We start from the raw sequence: 18,188 nt of genomic DNA, 5'->3' as shown, positions 1-18,188 counted from the left end.
AGTGACCGAAGTGGTGCAGTGTCCCGGCTGGGAACACGGGTGCGGGGTCCCGCTGTGGCCAAGCCTCGGGCTGGAGGGGGAGGTGCCGGGTGAACCCCGCCGAAGCCGTGCCGTCCACCGTTGCGTGTCCGTCCGCCGTCCGCCTCTCCCCGCGCCCCGGCTCCGCTCCGGTGGGGCGGCCGCCCCGGCCGGGTCCGCCGGGGCGGGGTGGAGCGCCGGCCGGTAACCGCCTGCCCGGTCTGTTGCTCGTCCTGGGCTGCCTGGTCTACGCGCTGGGCGCCGCGGTGGGCTGGGGATCGCCCGGACTCGCGGCGTTCATGGGGGACTTCGGGCTGGCCGGCGCGGCGCTCGCGGCCGCGCTCTCCTGCCTGGCGCACGGCTGCACGGTGCCCGGCCCGGCCCGGCCGGCCTGGCTGCTGTTCGGCCTCTCCTCGCTGGTGGTGGCGTTCGGCGACGGCACCTGGGGCTGGTACGAGGTGGTGCTCGGCCGGGCCCAGCAACCGGCCGACTCCCCGGCCGCCTTCGCCTTCCTGCTGTTCGCCCCGCTGGCCGTCACCGGCCTGCTGGTGCTGGCCCAGCGGCCGCGCGGCGCGGCCGGCTGGTTCTGCCTGCTGCTGGACGCCTGGCTGGTGGCGGGCTCGCTCTTCACACTGAGCTGGAGCCTGGCACTGGGCCGGACCGCGCACGGCGAGACCGGTGGTGACCCGCTCCGGCTGGCCTTCAAACTCGCCTACCCGGTGCTGGACATCCTGATGGTCTCGCTGGTGGTCGGGCTGCGGTTCCGCAGCCGGGAGGGCAACCGGGCCGCGGTGCACACCGCGATGCTGGGCCTGGCGGTCACCGTGATCTGCGACGCGCTGTTCACCTCGCCCGCGCTGCGCAAGGGCTACCACTCCGGCGGCTTCCTGGACGCCGGCTGGTTCGCCGGCAGCCTGCTGCTCGCGTTCGCGCCCTGGTCGGCGCAGTGGCGGCGGCGCCAGCCCAGTCGCGAACACCCCTCGGCCGGTGGGGCGCCGCGTCGCCGGGTCGCCTCGACCTTCAGCGCGCTCACCCCGTACGCCGCCGCCTCGGTCTGCACCGCGGGCATCCTCTACAACGCCCTCGGAGGTCACCCGATGGACCGGGTGGTGATCGTGGTCGCCTGTACCGTCGGCCTCGCACTGATCGTCCGTCAGGGCATCATGCTGCTGGACAACCTCTCGCTGGCCCAGGAACTGGCCCAGAAGGAGGCGCACTTCCGCTCGTTGGTGCAGGGCTCCAGCGACGTCATCATGATCACGGGCGCCAACGGCGTGCTCTCGTACGTCAGTCCGGCCGCGCTCGGGGTCTACAGCCGCGACCCGGAGGAGCTGGTGGGCGGCCGGCTGCTGGACCTGGTGCACCCGGAGGACGCCGACCGGGTGGTCGGCGAGGTGCGCCGGTTCCTGGCCCGAAGCCGGCGCCTGGCACGGCAGTTGACCCACGCACCGGCCCGCAGCGAGCCCAGCGCCCGGGTGGAGTGCCGGATCCGGGCCGGCGGTGGCGAGTGGGTGCACGTGGAGTCCACCGTCAACCGGTACCGCGACGGGCTGATCCTGAACAGCCGGGACGTCACCGAACGGGTCCGGCTGCAGGCCCAGTTGCAGCACAACGCGTTCCACGACCCGCTCACCGACCTGCCCAACCGGGCGCTCTTCGCCGAGCGGCTGCGGACCGCGCTGGGCAACCGCGGCGGCGACGGCCCGCGCGAGCACAGCTACGAGGCGGTCGGCTCGCTCGCGGTGCTCTTCCTCGACCTGGACGGCTTCAAGGCGGTCAACGACAGCGCCGGCCACCAGGCCGGCGACGAGCTGCTGGTGCAGGCGGCCCGCCGGTTGCAGGGCGCGGTCCGTTCCGGCGACACGGTGGCCCGCTTCGGCGGCGACGAGTTCGCCGTGCTGGTCTGTGGCCCGCCCGGCCGCTCGCAGGTGCAGGAGCTGGCCGAGCGGCTGCGCCGGGCGCTCTCCGAGCCCTACTGGATCGGCGGCTCCGAACTCGGGGTGGCCGCCAGCATCGGGATCGCCTTCGGGCCCGCCGAACCGGACCCGCTGGGCCGCCGGGTGCCGGTCGAGCCCGGCCAGCTGGCCGACGAGCTGATGCGCAACGCGGACCTCGCGATGTACCAGGCCAAGTCCCAGGGCAAGGGCCAGGTGGTGCTCTACAGCCCGGCGATGCGGGCCGACGTGCAGCGCCGCCGGGAGCTGGAGGACCGGTTGCGGCTGGCCGTCCGGGAGGGCAGCTTCGCGCTGCTCCACCAGCCCGTGGTGGACCTGCGCAGCGGCGCGGTCACCGGGGTCGAGGCGCTGGCCCGCTGGCGCTCGGCGCAGGGCCTGCTGCTCACCCCCGCCGAGTTCCTGGGCAGCGCCGACCACGGTGACGCCGCCGCCCGGTTCTCCCGCTGGCTGCTCCAGCAGGCGGTCGCGGAGGCCGCGGTGCGCCGGGACGGCGGCCGGTTCCGGTCCACCGCCGTGCCGGTCTGGATCCGGCTGACCGCCGAGCGGCTCTGCTCGCCGGGGGTGTACGAGACGATCGCCGGCTCACTGCGGGACACCGGCCTGCCGCCCGGCCAGCTGGTGATCGAGCTGGCCCGGACCGGCCCGGACAGCATGGCGGACGAGCTGGGCCGGCGGCTGGCCGCGCTGCGCCGGCTCGGCGTGGGCACCGCGGTGGCCGGCTTCGGGGCCGGCGGCGGCTCGCTGGGCGCGCTGGCCCGGCTGCCGTTCGACGCGCTCAAGCTGGACCGCTCGCTGGTCCAGGAGGTGGCCGACTCGCCGCGCAGCCGGGCGCTGGCCGGCCACGCGCTGCGGCTCGGCCGGGACCTCGGGCTGGTCACCGGTGCGGAAGGGGTGGACCAGCCGCGCCAGGTGACGGTGCTCCAGGAGCTGGGCTGCCGGCACGGGCAGGGCCTGGCCTTCGCGCAGCCACTGGACGAGTACCGGCTGCGTCGGGCGCTGGCCCGCCGGCTCTACCCGCTGCCCCGGCCGGTCGGCGCGATGTCCGCCCGGCGGGCCTACCTGGCCGCCGCCGACGCCCGTTCGGGTGGTCGTCCGCAATCCGGCCCGGGCCGGCTGGCGCACCACCACGGGCCGCTGGACCTGCCGGAACGGCGGCCGGTGGCGGGCCCGGGAGGCGGTTCCAGCACGGGTCCGCATGGCGAGACGGTGATCCCGCCCGCTTGACACTGGCCGTCGCGCAGGAGGAAGGTCGGTGCCATGCGCACCCGAATTCTCGTACTTGGCGGGCGCGTCGGCTGAGCGGGCTGTCACGCCCGACTCGTTGCAGACCGACGCGCCACCCCTCGCATGCCCTGGGCACGAGGGGTTTTTTGTTGCACTCATTCCGCTGGACCACCGCTGTACCGCCCATCCGAATCGACCGAAAATGGGAAGAAACGGACAGGCATCCGGCGACCGGCCCACCCGGCAGCACCCTCGGGCCCGGGCCGGCACAATCCGAGAAGAGACAGGCAGATGACTGAGCACACGGCATCCCCCCGCCGCGGGGACACCCCGGCCGCCCCGTCCCAAGGCGCCCACGCTGTGGTCGAGACGATGACCGGAGCGCAGTCGCTCATCCGCTCTCTCGAGGCCGTGGGTGCGGACACCATCTTCGGGATCCCGGGCGGCGCGATCCTGCCCGCCTACGACCCGCTGATGGACTCGGTGAAGGTCCGGCACATCCTGGTCCGGCACGAGCAGGGGGCCGGCCACGCCGCCACCGGCTACGCGCAGGCCACCGGACGGGTCGGGGTCTGCATGGCCACCTCGGGGCCGGGTGCCACCAACCTGGTGACCCCGATCGCCGACGCCTACATGGACTCGGTGCCGATGGTGGCGATCACCGGCCAGGTCGCCTCCAAGGCGATCGGCACCGACGCCTTCCAGGAGGCGGACATCTGCGGCATCACGATGCCGATCACCAAGCACAACTTCCTGGTCACCGACCCGGCCGAGATCCCCCGGGTGATCGCCGAGGCCTTCCACATCGCCGCCACCGGCCGTCCCGGTCCGGTCCTGGTGGACATCGCCAAGGACGCGCTGCAGGCCACCACCACCTTCCGCTGGCCGGTGGAGACCTCGCTGCCCGGCTACCGGCCGGTGACCAAGCCGCACGCCAAGCAGATCCGGGAGGCGGCCAAGCTGCTGGTCGCCTCGAAGCGTCCGGTGCTGTACGTGGGTGGCGGGGTGCTCAAGGCGGGTGCCACCGCCGAGCTGCGGATCCTGGCCGAGCTGACCGGCGCGCCGGTGGTCACCACGCTGATGGCACTGGGCGCCTTCCCGGACAGCCACCCGCAGCACCTGGGGATGCCCGGCATGCACGGCAGCGTCCCCGCGGTCACCGCGCTGCAGAAGGCGGACCTGCTGTTCACCCTCGGGGCCCGGTTCGACGACCGGGTCACCGGCAAGCTGGACAGCTTCGCGCCGTACGCCAAGGTGGTCCACGCGGACATCGACCCGGCCGAGATCGGCAAGAACCGCCCGGCCGACGTGCCGATCGTGGGCGACGCGCGCGAGGTGCTGGCCGACCTGATCGTCGCGGTCCAGGCCGAGCACGAGGCCGGCCGCAAGGGCGACTACGCGGACTGGTGGGTGAAGCTCAACGCCTGGAAGAAGACCTACCCGCTGGGTTACGAGCCGGCCCCGGCCGGCGAGTTGTCGCCGCAGCAGGTCATCGAGCGGATCGGCCAGTTGGTCGGCCCGGAGGCGATCTACGCCGCCGGCGTGGGCCAGCACCAGATGTGGGCCTCGCAGTTCATCAGCTACGAGAAGCCGGCCAGCTGGCTCAACTCGGGCGGCGCGGGCACCATGGGCTACGCCGTGCCGGCCGCGATGGGAGCCAAGGCGGGCCGGCCGGACGCCGTGGTCTGGGCGATCGACGGTGACGGCTGCTTCCAGATGACCAACCAGGAGCTGGTCACCTGCGCGCTGAACAACATCCCGATCAAGGTCGCCGTGATCAACAACGGCTCGTTGGGGATGGTCCGGCAGTGGCAGACCCTCTTCTACAACCAGCGTTACTCGCACACCGTGCTGCACGCCGGCCCCGAGCACGACGGAGTCGCACCGCCGCCGCAGGGCACCCGGATCCCCGACTTCGTCCTGCTCGCCGAGGCGATGGGCTGCGTCGGCCTGCGCTGCGAGCGGCCGGAGGACCTGGACGCGGTGATCAAGCAGGCGATGGAGATCAACGACCGCCCGGTGGTGATCGACTTCATCGTCCACCAGGACGCCATGGTCTGGCCGATGGTCGCGGCCGGCACCAGCAACGACGAGATCCTCTTCGCCCGCGACGTCCGTCCCGACTTCGGCGACGACACCGACTGAGCGCCCCGACCGTCCCGATAGAGAGAAACCACATGTCCAAGCACACGCTCTCCGTCCTGGTCGAGAACAAGCCCGGCGTGCTCGCCCGCATCGCCGCGCTGTTCTCCCGTCGGGGCTTCAACATCGACTCCCTCGCCGTCGGCCCGACCGAGCACCCGGACGTCTCCCGGATGACCATCGTGGTCAACGTCGAGGACCTGCCGTTGGAGCAGGTCACCAAGCAGCTCAACAAGCTGGTCAATGTGATAAAGATCGTCGAGCTCGACCAGTCCGCTGCGATCCAGCGGGAACTGGTCCTGGTCAAGGTCCGGGCCGACAACGAGACCCGGTCCCAGATCGTCGAGATCGTGCAGCTCTTCCGCGCCAAGACCGTGGACGTGTCGCCGGACGCCGTCACCGTCGAGGCCACCGGCAGCTCGGACAAGCTCGAGGCGATGCTCCGGATGCTGGAGCCGTACGGCGTCAAGGAGCTCGTGCAGTCGGGCCTGGTGGCGATCGGGCGCGGTGCCCGGTCGATCACCGACCGCTCGCTGCGCGCGCTCGACCGCAGCGCCTGATCGCGTCTCACCACCTGAGCGGATCTCACCAACCCCCCACCCCTCGCGCGTACGGTGGCCTGAGCACCTACGCGACATCACGCAAGGAGAAGTTCCACCGTGGCCGAGCTGTTCTACGAAGACGACGCCGACCTGTCCATCATCCAGGGCCGCAAGGTCGCGGTGATCGGCTACGGCAGCCAGGGCCACGCCCACGCGCTGTCGCTGCGCGACTCCGGGGTGGACGTCCGGGTCGGCCTGAAGCCGGAGTCGAAGTCCCGGGCCGCCGCCGAGGAGGCCGGCCTGCGGGTGGTCACCCCGGCCGAGGCCGCCGCCGAGGCCGACGTGATCATGATCCTGGTGCCGGACCCGATCCAGGCCGACGTCTACGAGGCGGACATCAAGCCGCACCTGAAGGCGGGCGACGCGCTCTTCTTCGGCCACGGCCTGAACATCCGCTACGGCTTCATCAAGCCCCCGGCGGACGTGGACGTCTGCATGGTCGCCCCGAAGGGCCCGGGCCACCTGGTCCGCCGCCAGTACGAGGAGGGTCGCGGCGTCCCGTGCATCGTGGCCGTCGAGCAGGACGCCAGCGGCAAGGCGTTCGCGCTGGCGCTGTCGTACGCCAAGGGCATCGGCGGCACCAAGGCCGGCGTCATCAAGACCACCTTCACCGAGGAGACCGAGACCGACCTCTTCGGTGAGCAGGCCGTGCTGTGCGGCGGCACCGCCGCCCTGGTCAAGGCCGGGTTCGAGACCCTGGTCGAGGCCGGCTACCAGCCGGAGATCGCCTACTTCGAGTGCCTGCACGAGCTGAAGCTGATCGTCGACCTGATGTACGAGGGCGGCCTGGAGAAGATGCGCTGGTCGGTCTCCGAGACCGCCGAGTGGGGTGACTACGTCACCGGCCCGCGGATCATCACCGACGCCACCAAGGCCGAGATGAAGAAGGTCCTGGCGGAGATCCAGGACGGCACCTTCGCCAAGACCTGGATCGCCGAGTACAAGGCCGGTCTGCCGAAGTACAACGAGTACAAGACCGCCGACTCCGAGCACCTGCTGGAGACCACCGGCAAGGAGCTGCGCAAGCTGATGAGCTGGGTCAAGGACGCCTGATCCGGCCGTGCGGTCGACCGGGGGCAGGTCCGGAACGGGACCTGCCCCCGGCGGCGTGCCCGCCGCGGGTGTACACCCCGGCGGATCCCGTGCGGGTGATTTCGCCGCACGGGCACAGGAAATCACCCCGTCCGTCGATAGACTTCCGAGTGCGCGTCAAGGCCCACAGCGTCGTGCGTCTACCTACGCGGCATGCCACCAACACCCCCAGCGCCAGCCGGAGTTCCGTGCCGGCCATGCCACCCACGTGCCGAGCGGTGGGGGAGTATCCGGACAGTAAGGACAAACTGTCGTGAGCACTGTGACCTCCCGAAGCGCCGTCGTGCTGATCGCCGAAGAGCTGTCGCCCGCCACCGTTGACGCCCTGGGGCCGGACTTCGAGATCCGGCACTGCGACGGAGCGGACCGCAACGAGCTCCTGACCGCCATCGCGGACGTGGACGCCATCCTGATCCGTTCCGCCACCAAGGTCGACGCGGAGGCGCTGGCCGCCGCCAAACGGCTCAAGGTGGTGGCCCGGGCCGGTGTCGGCCTGGACAACGTCGACGTCGCCGCCGCCACCAAGGCCGGCGTGATGGTCGTCAACGCGCCGACCTCCAACATCGTCACCGCCGCCGAGCTCGCCTGCGGGCTGCTGATCTCGGTGGCGCGCAACATCGCGCCGGCCAACTCCGCGCTCAAGGCCGGGGAGTGGAAGCGCAACAAGTACACCGGTGTCGAACTCGCCGAGAAGACCCTCGGCGTGGTCGGCCTCGGCCGGATCGGCGTGCTGGTCGCCCAGCGGATGTCGGCCTTCGGGATGAAGATCGTCGCCTACGACCCCTACATCCAGGCCGCCCGGGCGGCCCAGATGGGCGTCAAGCTGGTCACGCTGGACGAGCTGCTGGAGTGCTCCGACTTCATCACCGTGCACCTGCCGAAGACCCCGGAGACCATCGGCCTGATCGGCGACGACGCGCTGCACAAGGTCAAGCCGACCGTGCGGATCGTCAACGCGGCCCGCGGCGGCATCGTGGACGAGGCCGCGCTGGCCGCCGCGCTGCGCGAGGGTCGGGTGGCCGGCGCCGGGCTCGACGTCTACGCCAAGGAACCGTGCACCGACTCGCCGCTCTTCACCTTCGACAACGTGGTGGCCACCCCGCACCTGGGCGCCTCCACCGACGAGGCGCAGGAGAAGGCCGGCATCGCGGTCGCCAGGTCGGTCCGCCTCGCGCTGGCCGGTGAGCTGGTGCCGGACGCGGTCAACGTCCAGGGCGGCGTGATCGCCGAGGACGTCCGGCCGGGTCTGCCGCTGGCCGAGAAGCTGGGCCGGATCTTCACCGCGCTGGCCGGCGAGGTGGCCGTCCGGCTCGACGTCGAGGTCCGCGGCGAGATCACCCAGTACGACGTCAAGGTGCTCGAACTCTCGGCACTGAAGGGCGTGTTCGAGGACGTGGTGGCGGAGACCGTGTCCTACGTCAACGCCCCGCTGTTCGCCCAGGAGCGCGGCGTCGAGGTCCGGCTGACTACCAGCAGCGAGAGCCCCGAGCACCGCAACGTGATCACGGTGCGCGGCACCCTGGCCGACGGCACCGAGGTGGCCATCTCCGGCACCCTCGCCGGCCCGAAGCAGCAGCAGAAGATCGTCGGCGTGGACACCTTCGACGTGGACGTCGCGCTCACCGACCACATGGCCTTCTTCAAGTACGAGGACCGGCCCGGCGTGGTCGGCACCCTCGGCCGGATTCTCGGCGACGCGGGCATCAACATCGCCGGCATGCAGGTCGCCCGGGTCGGGGCCTCCCAGGACGCGCTCGCCTCGCTCACCGTGGACAGCGAGATCCCGCAGGAGGTGCTGGCCGAGATCGCCAGCGAGATCGGCGCCAAGTTCGCCCGCTCGGTGGACCTCGGCTGACGGTCCTCCCGCACGGCGCAGCGGAGCCCGCCCCCTGTCGGGGGCGGGCTCCGCTCGTTCCGGGTGACCCACCGTCTCAGATAGTAGGAAATCCAACTACTCGTGCAGACAGCTCGCGGGGCGCGGGCGTACCGTGAAAGAGCCGCACGGTCAGCCGCCCTCCCGGCCCCACCAGTCGCCCGGAGTACCCGGCCCGTGCGTGCCGTACGCATCGTGGCGGGTGACCCCCGCCTGGCGTACCCCCTCCTCTCACTCGCTCCCCCGTGAACCGAAGGAGTCCGGTATGCCCTCCACCGCTGCCCTGCTCACCCGCCACGCCCCCGAGACCGGGCGCCCCGCCGCGCCGGCGCGCCGCCGGCGCCACCGGACCGAGCCGCACCCGACGGCCGCCGCGGCGGCGCTGCAGCGCTCACTCGACCGTCGGGACAACGGCGGTGAGACCGGCCACTGCTGACGTCAGCTCAGTCGTCACCCGTTCGGCCTGACTCGACGTCACTCCATGGGGTGACGCGGTCGGCCGGGCGGGTGACGACGGTGGCCGGCACCGGCGCGATGATCGTAATTTGAGGCCTCCGGAAGGGTGATCGACGTCCGCAGGGCGCGGGCGACGCGAGGCCGCGCGGCGCTCGTGTGCGGATCAGGCCGCCCCTCCGGGGGAGGCCGCTGTGCGCAACCGACCGTCCCGCCCCCGGGCCCCGCGGATCGGGCTCACCCTGGCGCTGCTGGCCGGACCCGCCGCACTCGTCGCACTGCCACCGCCCGGGCCCCCGCCGGCGGGGTCGGTGGCGGCCGGGCGGCTGGTGGCGCAGACCGTGCCGCGGCCGGCCGCCCGGCAGACCGTGCTGCTCGAACTGGACACCGAACCCGTCGCCCCGGTCTGGCGGCGGGCCGCCGAGCGGGCCCGGCGGGAGCTGCGCTCGGCACCGGCCGTGCGGCGGGCCGCCGCCACCGCGGGCCGCGACCAGCACGGCCGGGCGGACGCGGCGCTGGACCGGCTGGAGCGCGGGCTCGGCCCGGACGTCCGGGTGCTCTACCGGACCCGGACCCTGGTCACCGGCCTCGCCGTGAACGCGCCCGTCGACCGGCTGGCCGCGTTGCGCGCCCGCCCCGGCGTCCGGGCCGTGCACCCGATCGCGCCCAAGCAGCGCGCCAACGCCCACTCCGTGCCGCTCACCGGCGCGCCCGCGGTCTGGGCCGGCCTGCCCGGCGGCACCGGCGAGGGCGTGACCATCGGGATCATCGACAGCGGCATCGACTACACCCACGCCGACTTCGGCGGTCCGGGCACCGAGGCGGCCTACCACTCGGTCGACCCCGGCCGGCCCGCCCCGCCCGCGCTCTTCCCGAACGCCAAGGTGGTCGGCGGGCAGGACCTGGTCGGCGACGACTACGACCCGGACCCGGGCGCGGCGGCCTTCCAGCCCGTACCGCACCCCGGCCCCAACCCGCTGGACTGCGCCCGGAACGGCCACGGCACGCACGTCGCCGGCACCGCCGCGGGCTACGGCGTCAGCGCGGACGGGCGGACGTACCACGGCCCCTACCGCCCCGGCCTGGACCCGGCCGGCTTCCGGGTCGGCCCCGGTGCCGCGCCCGGCGCCAAGCTCTACGCGATCAAGGTGTTCGGCTGCCAGGGCTCCACCGAGCAACTGGCGCACGCCCTCGACCTGGCCGCCGACCCCGGCCAGAACGGCGACCTCGCCGACCGCCTCGACGTGGTCAACCTCTCGCTCGGCAGCCGCTTCGGCGACCCCGACGACGCCGACGCGCTCGCCGCCGACAGGCTCGCCGAAGCCGGCACGGTGGTGGTCGCCTCGGCCGGCAACGACGGCGACGTCTACGGGGTCGGGGGCAGCCCCGGGGTCGCCGCCCGGGTGGTCGCGGTGGCCGCCTCGGTCGACGGCCACGGGGACGCGGACGGCGTGCGGGTGCTCTCCCCGCCCGCGCTGGCCGGGCTGGTGCCGGTCCACCGGAGCGCCGACTACCGGGACTGGAGCGGCCGGGAGGTGGCCGGCCCGCTGGCCGCGCCGGCCGACCAGGAGGACGGCTGCGCGCCGTTCTCCCGGGCCGACGCCGCCCGGCTGCGCGGCCGGATCGCGCTGCTCGCCTGGCAGACCCGGGACGCCGAGCGGGCCTGCGGCTCCGCCGCCCGCGCCGACCACGCCGCGGACGCGGGCGCGCTGGGCGCGCTGCTGCTCGCCGACGGCGACCAGCTCGGCGAGATCTCCGGCGACGACCGGATCCCCGAGGCGATCCTCGCCCCGGCCGACGGCGAACGGCTGCGGCAGGCCGCCGCGACCGGGGAGGTGCGGGTCGGGCTGGCCGGCGCCGGCAGCCCTCCGCACGGCGCGGTCGCCCAGGACCAGCCCGGGCGGGTGGACACCCTGACCGACTTCAGCTCGCGCGGGATCGGGGTGCCCGGGCTGGTCAAGCCCGACCTGGCCGCACCCGGGGAGACCATCTGGTCGGCGCTGGCCGGCAGCGGCGGCCAGGGCACCCGGGACGACGGGACGTCCATGGCGGCCCCGCACGTCAGCGGGATCGCCGCGCTGGTCCGGGCCGCCCACCCCGACTGGACGGTGGAGCAGATCAAGGCCGCGCTGATGAACACCGCCGGGGACACCTGGGCGGGCCCGGACCACTCCGGGCCGGTCCACGGGCCCGAGCGGGCCGGCGCCGGGCGGGTCCGGGCGGACCGCGCGGTGACCACCCCGGCCGTCGCCTACGCGGTGGGGGAGCGGGCCGGGGCGGTCGGCGTCTCCTTCGGGCCGCTGCCGGTCACCGGGCCGCTCCGGCTCAGCCGGGAGGTCGAGGTGCACAACCTCTCGGCCGCGCCGGTCGAGTACACCAGCGGCTACCGGGCGGCGACCGAGCTGCCGGGTGCGCGGATCGAGCTGTCGCCCGGCCGGCTGACCGTGCCGGCCGGTGGGAGCGCCCGGCTGACCGTCACGCTGGCGGTACCCGGGCCGCTCGACCGGGTGCCCGACCCGACCCTCACGCTCACCCAGGGCGGCCGGGCCCGGGCCTACCGCGGGGAGCTCTCCGGGCGGGTGGTGCTCAGCCCGGTCGGCCCGGCCGGGTCGGAACTGCGGGTCCCGCTGCTGGCCGCGCCGCGCGCCGCCTCCGAGCTGACGGCCACCGCCGGCGCGGTGCCACCGCGGTCCGGCGGGCCCGGGAGCGGCCCGGTGGACACCCCGCTCACCGTGACCGGCCGGGGCGCGGCCACCGCGGCCGGCGGACCGACCGGGCTGATCAGCGGCTTCGAGCTGGGCGGCGAGGGGGCGCGCTGGCCGGACTGCCCGGCGGCCGGGCAGTCCGGCCAGCACTGCGCGGAGCGGCCCGGTGAACGGTCGGCCGACCTGCGGGCGGTCGGCGCGGCCTCCGACCTGCCGGCGGTCGGCGAGGCCGCCGCCGGGGCGGGCGGCGGGCCGCTGGACCCCGGCACCCTCTACCTGGCCGCCGTGAGCTGGGCGCCGGCCGCCGCACCGGTGGGCCTCACGGCCGTCCGGGTCTCGCTGGACACCGACGGGGACGGGGTGGCCGACGCGGTGGTGATGGCCGACCGGCTGCCCGGCAGCGACGTGCTGGTGGCCCGCACGGTGGACGCCCGGACCGGCCGTCAGCTCGACGTCCAGCCGCTCGACGCGCGCTGGGGCGAGACCGACACCGACCTGCTGGACAGCGACACCGTGGTGCTGCCGGTCCGGCTCTCCGCGCTGCCCCGGCTGCGGTCGGACGCCAGCCGGATCCGCTACGCCGTCTGGACCGGCCACCCCGGCGGCTCGCCCGACCCCGCGGACGCGCTCTCCTCGATCGGCTTCGCCGGCTCCCGGCCCAGCCTGGAGATCGACGTCCGGCACCCCGCGGTCGAGCTCCGCGCCGGCCTCGCCGGGCCGGCCGCGATCGTCGCTCCCGAACGCCCCGGCACCACCCTGATCGTCCGCCGCACCAACCCCGCCCCGGCCCGCCTGTTGCTGGTCCACCACCTCAACCCGGACGGCCGCCGTGCCCAACTGCTGACCGTGCAGTGACCCCGGCGCGCGCCCGTCCGGCGCGCCCCCGCGGTGCGCCGCCGTGCCTGCTCGTTCGGGTGATCGGACGGGGAAGCCCGCGGGTAGCCTGAAGTCGGCCGCGAGAATCCCGGTATGGGAGTAACCATGAGCGTCGCACCGCACCCCGAATGGCCGACGCCTCCGATCGGAGGCTGGACGGCCGAGGATCTCGACCGGCTCCCGAACCTGCCTCCGCACACGGAGCTGATCGACGGGAGCCTGGTCTTCGTGAGCCCGCAGACGATCTTCCACAGCTGGGCCATGAACCTTCTGAGGAATGGTCTGGCATCGGCGGTACCGCCCGGTTGGGAGGCGTGGCAGGAGATGACCGTCGTGCTGGGGCCGCGCAACCGCCCGGAGCCCGACCTGGTGGTGGTGCGGGCCGAGGCGCGTACCGGCCTCGAGCAGACCGCCTTCCTGCCCGAGGACGTCCTGCTCGCCGTCGAGGTGGTCTCCCCCGACTCCGTCGAGCGCGACCGGGACGCCAAGCCCCGCAAGTACGCCGCCGCGGGCATCCGGTACTTCTGGCGGGTGGAGAACGACGAGGGCCGTGCGGTGGTCTACTGCTACGAGCTCGACCCGGCCACCAGGGCGTACGGCGTCCCGGCCATCCACCACGACGTGCTCAAGCTCGACCACCCCTTCCCGTTGGAGATCGACCTCACCTTCCGCTGACCCACCCTCAGCGTCCGTATGGTGGACGATGGGTGTCAGGGGCTGGGACGCGGAGTAGGGTCTGGCGCATGGCACGCAACCTTCGTCTCGCAGTGATTCCCGGTGACGGCATCGGCCAGGAGGTCGTGGCCGAGGGGCTCAAGGTGCTCACCGCGGTGCTCCCGGCCGACGTGAAGGTGGAGGCCACCGAGTACGACCTCGGCGCCCGCCGCTACCACCGGACCGGCGAGACGCTGCCGGACGGCGTGCTGGCGGAGCTGAAGACCAAGGACGCCATCCTGCTCGGCGCGATCGGCGATCCTTCGGTGCCGTCCGGGGTGCTGGAGCGGGGGCTGCTGCTCAAGCTGCGGTTCGCCTTCGACCACCACATCAACCTGCGCCCGGGCAAGCTGTTCCCCGGGGTGCGGTCGCCGCTGGCGGGCTCGCCCGAGATCGACTTCGTGGTGGTCCGCGAGGGCACCGAGGGCCCGTACGTGGGCAACGGCGGTTCGCTGCGCACCGGCACCGAGCACGAGGTGGCCACCGAGGTCAGCCTCAACACCGCCTACGGGATCGAGCGGGTGGTCCGCGACGCCTACCGCCGGGCCGCCGCCCGTCCGCGCAAGAAGCTCACCCTGGTCCACAAGAACAACGTGCTGGTGCACGCCGGCCACCTGTGGAGCCGGATCTTCCAGCAGGTCGGCCAGGAGTTCCCCGAGGTCAGCACCGACTACCTGCACGTGGACGCGGCGACGATCTTCTTCGTCACGCAGCCCGAGCGGTTCGACGTGATCGTCACCGACAACCTGTTCGGCGACATCCTGACCGACCTGGCAGCCGCCGTCACCGGCGGCATCGGCCTGGCGGCGAGCGGCAACATCAACCCGACCGGTGACTTCCCGTCGATGTTCGAGCCGGTGCACGGCTCGGCGCCGGACATCGCCGGCCAGGGCAAGGCCGACCCGACCGCCACCGTGCTGTCGGTCGCCATGCTCCTGGAGCACCTGGGCTTCACGGCCGAGGCGGCCAAGGTGGAGGCGGCGGTCGCCGCCGACCTGGCCGAGCGCACCGGCACCCGCAGCACCTCGCAGGTCGGCGACGCGCTCGCGGCCCGAGTAGCCGGCTGACGGGCCGGCTGAGCACGCGCGGTAGTCCGATGCGGTAATCCGATGCGCTAATCCCACAGCTGTTCGGCACGGCCCCTGAGATGCGACCATCAACAGTGGGCCGTGCCGTCGTGCGTTCTCGTACCCGTGGCGGACACCGGTCGCGGCCCAGACCAACCCCACGGTGAAGGACTGAACTATGACCACGCCCACCCAGGCGCCCATCACGTTCGAGCTCAAGCCCTGCGCGCACCCGCTGCCCGCGGCGGAGCGCGAGGCCCGGCTGGCCAGCCCCGGCTTCGGCCGGATCTTCACCGACCACATGGTCACCATCCGCTGGACCGAGGGTCGTGGCTGGCACGACGCCCAGCTGACGCCCTACGCGCCGCTGGAGATGGACCCGGCGAACATGACGCTGCACTACGCGCAGTCGATCTTCGAGGGACTCAAGGCCTACCGCCAGGCGGACGGTTCGATCGCGACCTTCCGCCCGGAGGCGAACGCCGCCCGGTTCCAGGCCTCGGCCCGCCGGCTGGCGATGCCCGAGCTGCCCACCGAGACCTTCGTCCGGGCCGTGGAGCTGCTGGTCCAGCAGGACCGCGAGTGGGTGCCGAGCGCGCCCGAGCAGAGCCTCTACCTGCGCCCGTTCATGTTCGCCACCGAGGTGGGCCTGGGTGTCCGGCCGGCCAACGAGTACCTGTTCGTGGTCATCGCCTCGCCGGCCGGCGCCTACTTCCCCGGTGGCGTGAAGCCGGTCTCGGTCTGGCTCTCCGAGGAGTACGTCCGGGCCGCGCCCGGCGGCACCGGCGCCGCCAAGTGCGCCGGCAACTACGCGGCCTCGCTGGTCGCCCAGGCCCAGGCCGCCCAGCAGGGCTGCGACCAGGTGGTCTGGCTCGACGCCGCCGAGCACCGGTGGATCGAGGAGATGGGCGGGATGAACCTGTACTTCGTCTTCGGCGAGGGCAAGGACGCCCGGATCGTCACCCCGGCGCTCTCCGGCGCGCTGCTGCCCGGGATCACCCGTGACTCGCTGCTCACCCTGGCCGCCGACCTCGGCTACGCCACCGAGGAGCGGAAGATCTCCACCGACGAGTGGAAGCAGGGCTGCGCCGACGGGACCCTCACCGAGGTCTTCGCCTGCGGCACCGCCGCCGTGATCACCCCGGTCGGCTCGGTCAAGTCCGCCCGCGCCGACTGGACCGTCGGCAGCGGCGAGCCCGGCCCGGTCACCATGGAGCTGCGCAGGTCGCTGCTGGCCCTGCAGGGCGGTCAGACGCCCGACACCCACGGCTGGCTGCACCCGATCGCCTGAGCCCGGGTGGGCGGTGCGAGACGGGCGGGCCGGCCGACCCGCCCGTCTCGCGATCCGGGACGCGGAGGCCGCACTCCGGATGGTGTGCCAGACTGCCACCGTGACCTCGCTCGCGCTCATTATTGGCAGCAGGCGCGCCGGTTCGCAGTGACCGCTTCGCAGCACCCCTTCGCGGAGCGAGTTCCCCGCGCCCTCCACGGGCGCCGGGCGACTGCCGACCCGCGCGCAGACCTCTCGCACCCGCGAGAGGTCTTTTGTTTTACCCCGGTCCGGCCCACCCGTGCCGACCGGGACGGACCCGGCCCTCCGGCCCCGCCCACCCGGCGGCGCCGGATTCCGGGTGGCGCGCGGGATGGTGGAACAGTGGAACCGGGATGTCCGGCATTCGCAGTGCCCCCGAAACGGAGAAACCAGGGCCATGACCGACGGCAGTGCACGTCACCCCGATGACAGCTTCCATGTCTTCGACACCACCCTGCGCGACGGCGCGCAGCGGGAGGGCATCAACCTGACGGTGGCCGACAAGCTGACCATCGCCCGGCATCTGGACGAGTTCGGGGTCGGCTTCATCGAGGGCGGCTGGCCCGGCGCCAACCCCCGGGACACCGAGTTCTTCGCCCGTGCCGCCGCCGAGCTGGATCTCGGGCACGCCCAGTTGGTCGCCTTCGGCGCCACCCGGCGGGCCGGCGGCAGCGCCGCCCAGGACCCCCAGCTGCGGGCCCTGGTCGAGTCCGGCGCGCCGGTGATCACCCTGGTCGCCAAGTCGCACGACCGGCACGTCGAGATGGCGCTGCGCACCACGCTGGACGAGAACCTGGAGATGGTCCGGGACAGCGTCGCCCACCTGCGGGCCCAGGGCCGCCGGGTCTTCATCGACTGCGAACACTTCTTCGACGGCTACCGGGCCAACCGCGACTACGCGCTGGCCGTGGTCCGCACCGCGCACCAGGCCGGCGCCGACGTCGTCGTGCTGTGCGACACCAACGGCGGGATGCTGCCGTCCGACGTCCGGGAGATCGTCGCGGACGTGGTCCGGAGCACCGGCGCGCGGATCGGCATCCACGCCCAGGACGACACCGGGTGCGCGGTCGCCAACACGCTGGCCGCGGTGGACGCCGGGGCCACCCACGTGCAGTGCACCGCCAACGGCTACGGCGAGCGGGTCGGCAACGCCAACCTCTTCCCGGTGGTCGGCGCGCTGGAGATCAAGTACGACCGGCGGGTGCTGCCGCCCGGCAGCCTGGTCGAGATGACCCGGATCTCGCACGCCATCGCCGAGGTGGTCAACCTGGCCCCCTCCACCCACCAGCCCTACGTCGGGGTCTCGGCCTTCGCCCACAAGGCCGGTCTGCACGCCTCGGCCATCAAGGTGGACCCCGACCTCTACCAGCACATCGACCCCGAGCTGGTCGGCAACACCATGCGGATGCTGGTGTCCGACATGGCGGGGCGGGCCTCGGTCGAGCTCAAGGGCAGGGAACTGGGCTACGACCTGTCCGCCGACCGCGACCTGGTCGGCCGGGTGGTCGCCCGGGTCAAGGAGCAGGAGAGCCTGGGCTACACCTACGAGGCCGCCGACGCCTCGTTCGAGCTGCTGCTCCGCGACGAGGTGCGGGGCAGCCGGGAGCGCTTCTTCACCCTGGAGTCCTGGCGGACCATCAGCGAGCAGCTGCCGGACGGCTCGGCGGGCAACGAGGCGACTGTCAAGCTCTGGGCCAAGGGCGAGCGGATGGTCGCCACCGGGGAGGGCAACGGCCCGGTGGACGCGCTGGACCGGGCGCTGCGCACCGCGCTGGAGAGGATCTACCCGCAGCTGGCGGACCTGGAGCTGGTGGACTACAAGGTCCGCATCCTGGAGGGCCAGCACGGCACCGGGTCGCGGACCCGGGTCCTGGTGGAGTCGGCCGACGGGACCGGCACCTGGTCCACCGTGGGGGTCGCCGACAACGTGATCGCGGCCTCCTGGAAGGCACTTGAGGACGCGTACAGCTACACCCTGGTCAAGGCCGGCCTGCAGCCGGAGGACTGACGCACCGTGGGGGGCTCCGACGGGAGCCCCCCGGCACGGTGTACCGGCCTACCGGAGTCGGGCGAGGAGGGCGTGTTCGACGAGGGTGATGAGGGCGCTCTTGGCGCTGTCCCGGCGGCGGGCGTCGAGGGTGATGATGGGGGTGTC

At 73.4% G+C, this 18,188-nt stretch carries 11 protein-coding genes and 1 pseudogene; 11 read left to right on the top strand and 1 reads right to left on the bottom strand.

The window, feature by feature from the left end:
- The first annotated feature begins 239 nt into the window (after positions 1-239).
- The 11 genes from ACIGXM_RS06280 to cimA all read left to right on the top strand — a co-directional run bounded on the left by ACIGXM_RS06280 (position 240) and on the right by cimA (position 18,041).
- The gene (locus tag ACIGXM_RS06280; protein ID WP_396558323.1) at positions 240-3,197 is read left to right on the top strand and encodes a putative bifunctional diguanylate cyclase/phosphodiesterase; all 2,958 of its coding nucleotides are present in this window, start codon (positions 240-242) and stop codon (positions 3,195-3,197) included.
- A gap of 291 nt (positions 3,198-3,488) precedes the next feature.
- Positions 3,489-5,342 (top strand): acetolactate synthase large subunit, encoded by a 1,854-nt coding sequence (locus ACIGXM_RS06275; RefSeq protein ID WP_396557429.1) that lies wholly within the window; start codon positions 3,489-3,491, stop codon positions 5,340-5,342.
- 32 nt (positions 5,343-5,374) lie between these two features.
- Positions 5,375-5,899 carry an acetolactate synthase small subunit gene (gene ilvN, locus ACIGXM_RS06270; protein WP_396557427.1) on the top strand — a complete coding sequence of 175 codons (525 nt, stop codon included), beginning with the start codon at positions 5,375-5,377 and terminating at the stop codon, positions 5,897-5,899.
- Positions 5,900-5,998: 99 nt separating this feature from the next.
- Positions 5,999-6,994 carry a ketol-acid reductoisomerase gene (ilvC, locus tag ACIGXM_RS06265; RefSeq protein WP_396557425.1) on the top strand — a complete coding sequence of 332 codons (996 nt, stop codon included), beginning with the start codon at positions 5,999-6,001 and terminating at the stop codon, positions 6,992-6,994.
- Positions 6,995-7,295: 301 nt separating this feature from the next.
- Positions 7,296-8,888 carry a phosphoglycerate dehydrogenase gene (gene serA / locus ACIGXM_RS06260; RefSeq protein ID WP_396558321.1) on the top strand — a complete coding sequence of 531 codons (1,593 nt, stop codon included), beginning with the start codon at positions 7,296-7,298 and terminating at the stop codon, positions 8,886-8,888.
- Positions 8,889-9,171: 283 nt separating this feature from the next.
- Positions 9,172-9,342: a hypothetical protein gene (locus tag ACIGXM_RS06255; RefSeq protein WP_396558395.1), complete on the top strand. Its 171-nt coding sequence runs from the start codon at positions 9,172-9,174 to the stop codon at positions 9,340-9,342.
- A 211-nt stretch (positions 9,343-9,553) separates the two neighbouring features.
- On the top strand, positions 9,554-12,919 hold the full coding sequence (locus tag ACIGXM_RS06250) for a S8 family serine peptidase (RefSeq protein ID WP_396557423.1): 3,366 nt from the start codon (positions 9,554-9,556) through the stop codon (positions 12,917-12,919).
- A gap of 126 nt (positions 12,920-13,045) precedes the next feature.
- Positions 13,046-13,615, top strand: a complete 570-nt coding sequence (locus ACIGXM_RS06245) for a Uma2 family endonuclease (protein ID WP_396557422.1) — start codon at positions 13,046-13,048, stop codon at positions 13,613-13,615.
- Positions 13,616-13,683: 68 nt separating this feature from the next.
- Positions 13,684-14,721, top strand: a complete 1,038-nt coding sequence (locus ACIGXM_RS06240) for a 3-isopropylmalate dehydrogenase (protein ID WP_396557420.1) — start codon at positions 13,684-13,686, stop codon at positions 14,719-14,721.
- Positions 14,722-14,899: 178 nt separating this feature from the next.
- The gene (locus ACIGXM_RS06235) at positions 14,900-16,012 is read left to right on the top strand and encodes a branched-chain amino acid aminotransferase (protein ID WP_396557418.1); all 1,113 of its coding nucleotides are present in this window, start codon (positions 14,900-14,902) and stop codon (positions 16,010-16,012) included.
- 418 nt (positions 16,013-16,430) lie between these two features.
- Complete coding sequence (cimA, locus tag ACIGXM_RS06230; RefSeq protein ID WP_396557416.1) at positions 16,431-18,041, top strand: citramalate synthase; 1,611 nt, start codon at positions 16,431-16,433, stop codon at positions 18,039-18,041.
- A gap of 48 nt (positions 18,042-18,089) precedes the next feature.
- On the opposite strand, the pseudogene ACIGXM_RS06225 reads toward cimA, so the two are convergent.
- Positions 18,090-18,188, bottom strand: a pseudogene (locus ACIGXM_RS06225) (ATP-binding protein); the annotation flags it as partial.

The organism is Kitasatospora sp. NPDC052896, from assembly GCF_044547075.1.
In the GTDB taxonomy this organism is placed as follows: Bacteria; Actinomycetota; Actinomycetes; order Streptomycetales; family Streptomycetaceae; genus Kitasatospora.
The sequence above is the reverse complement of the archived record's forward strand: the minus strand, read 5'-3'. Positions and strand labels throughout refer to the sequence as shown.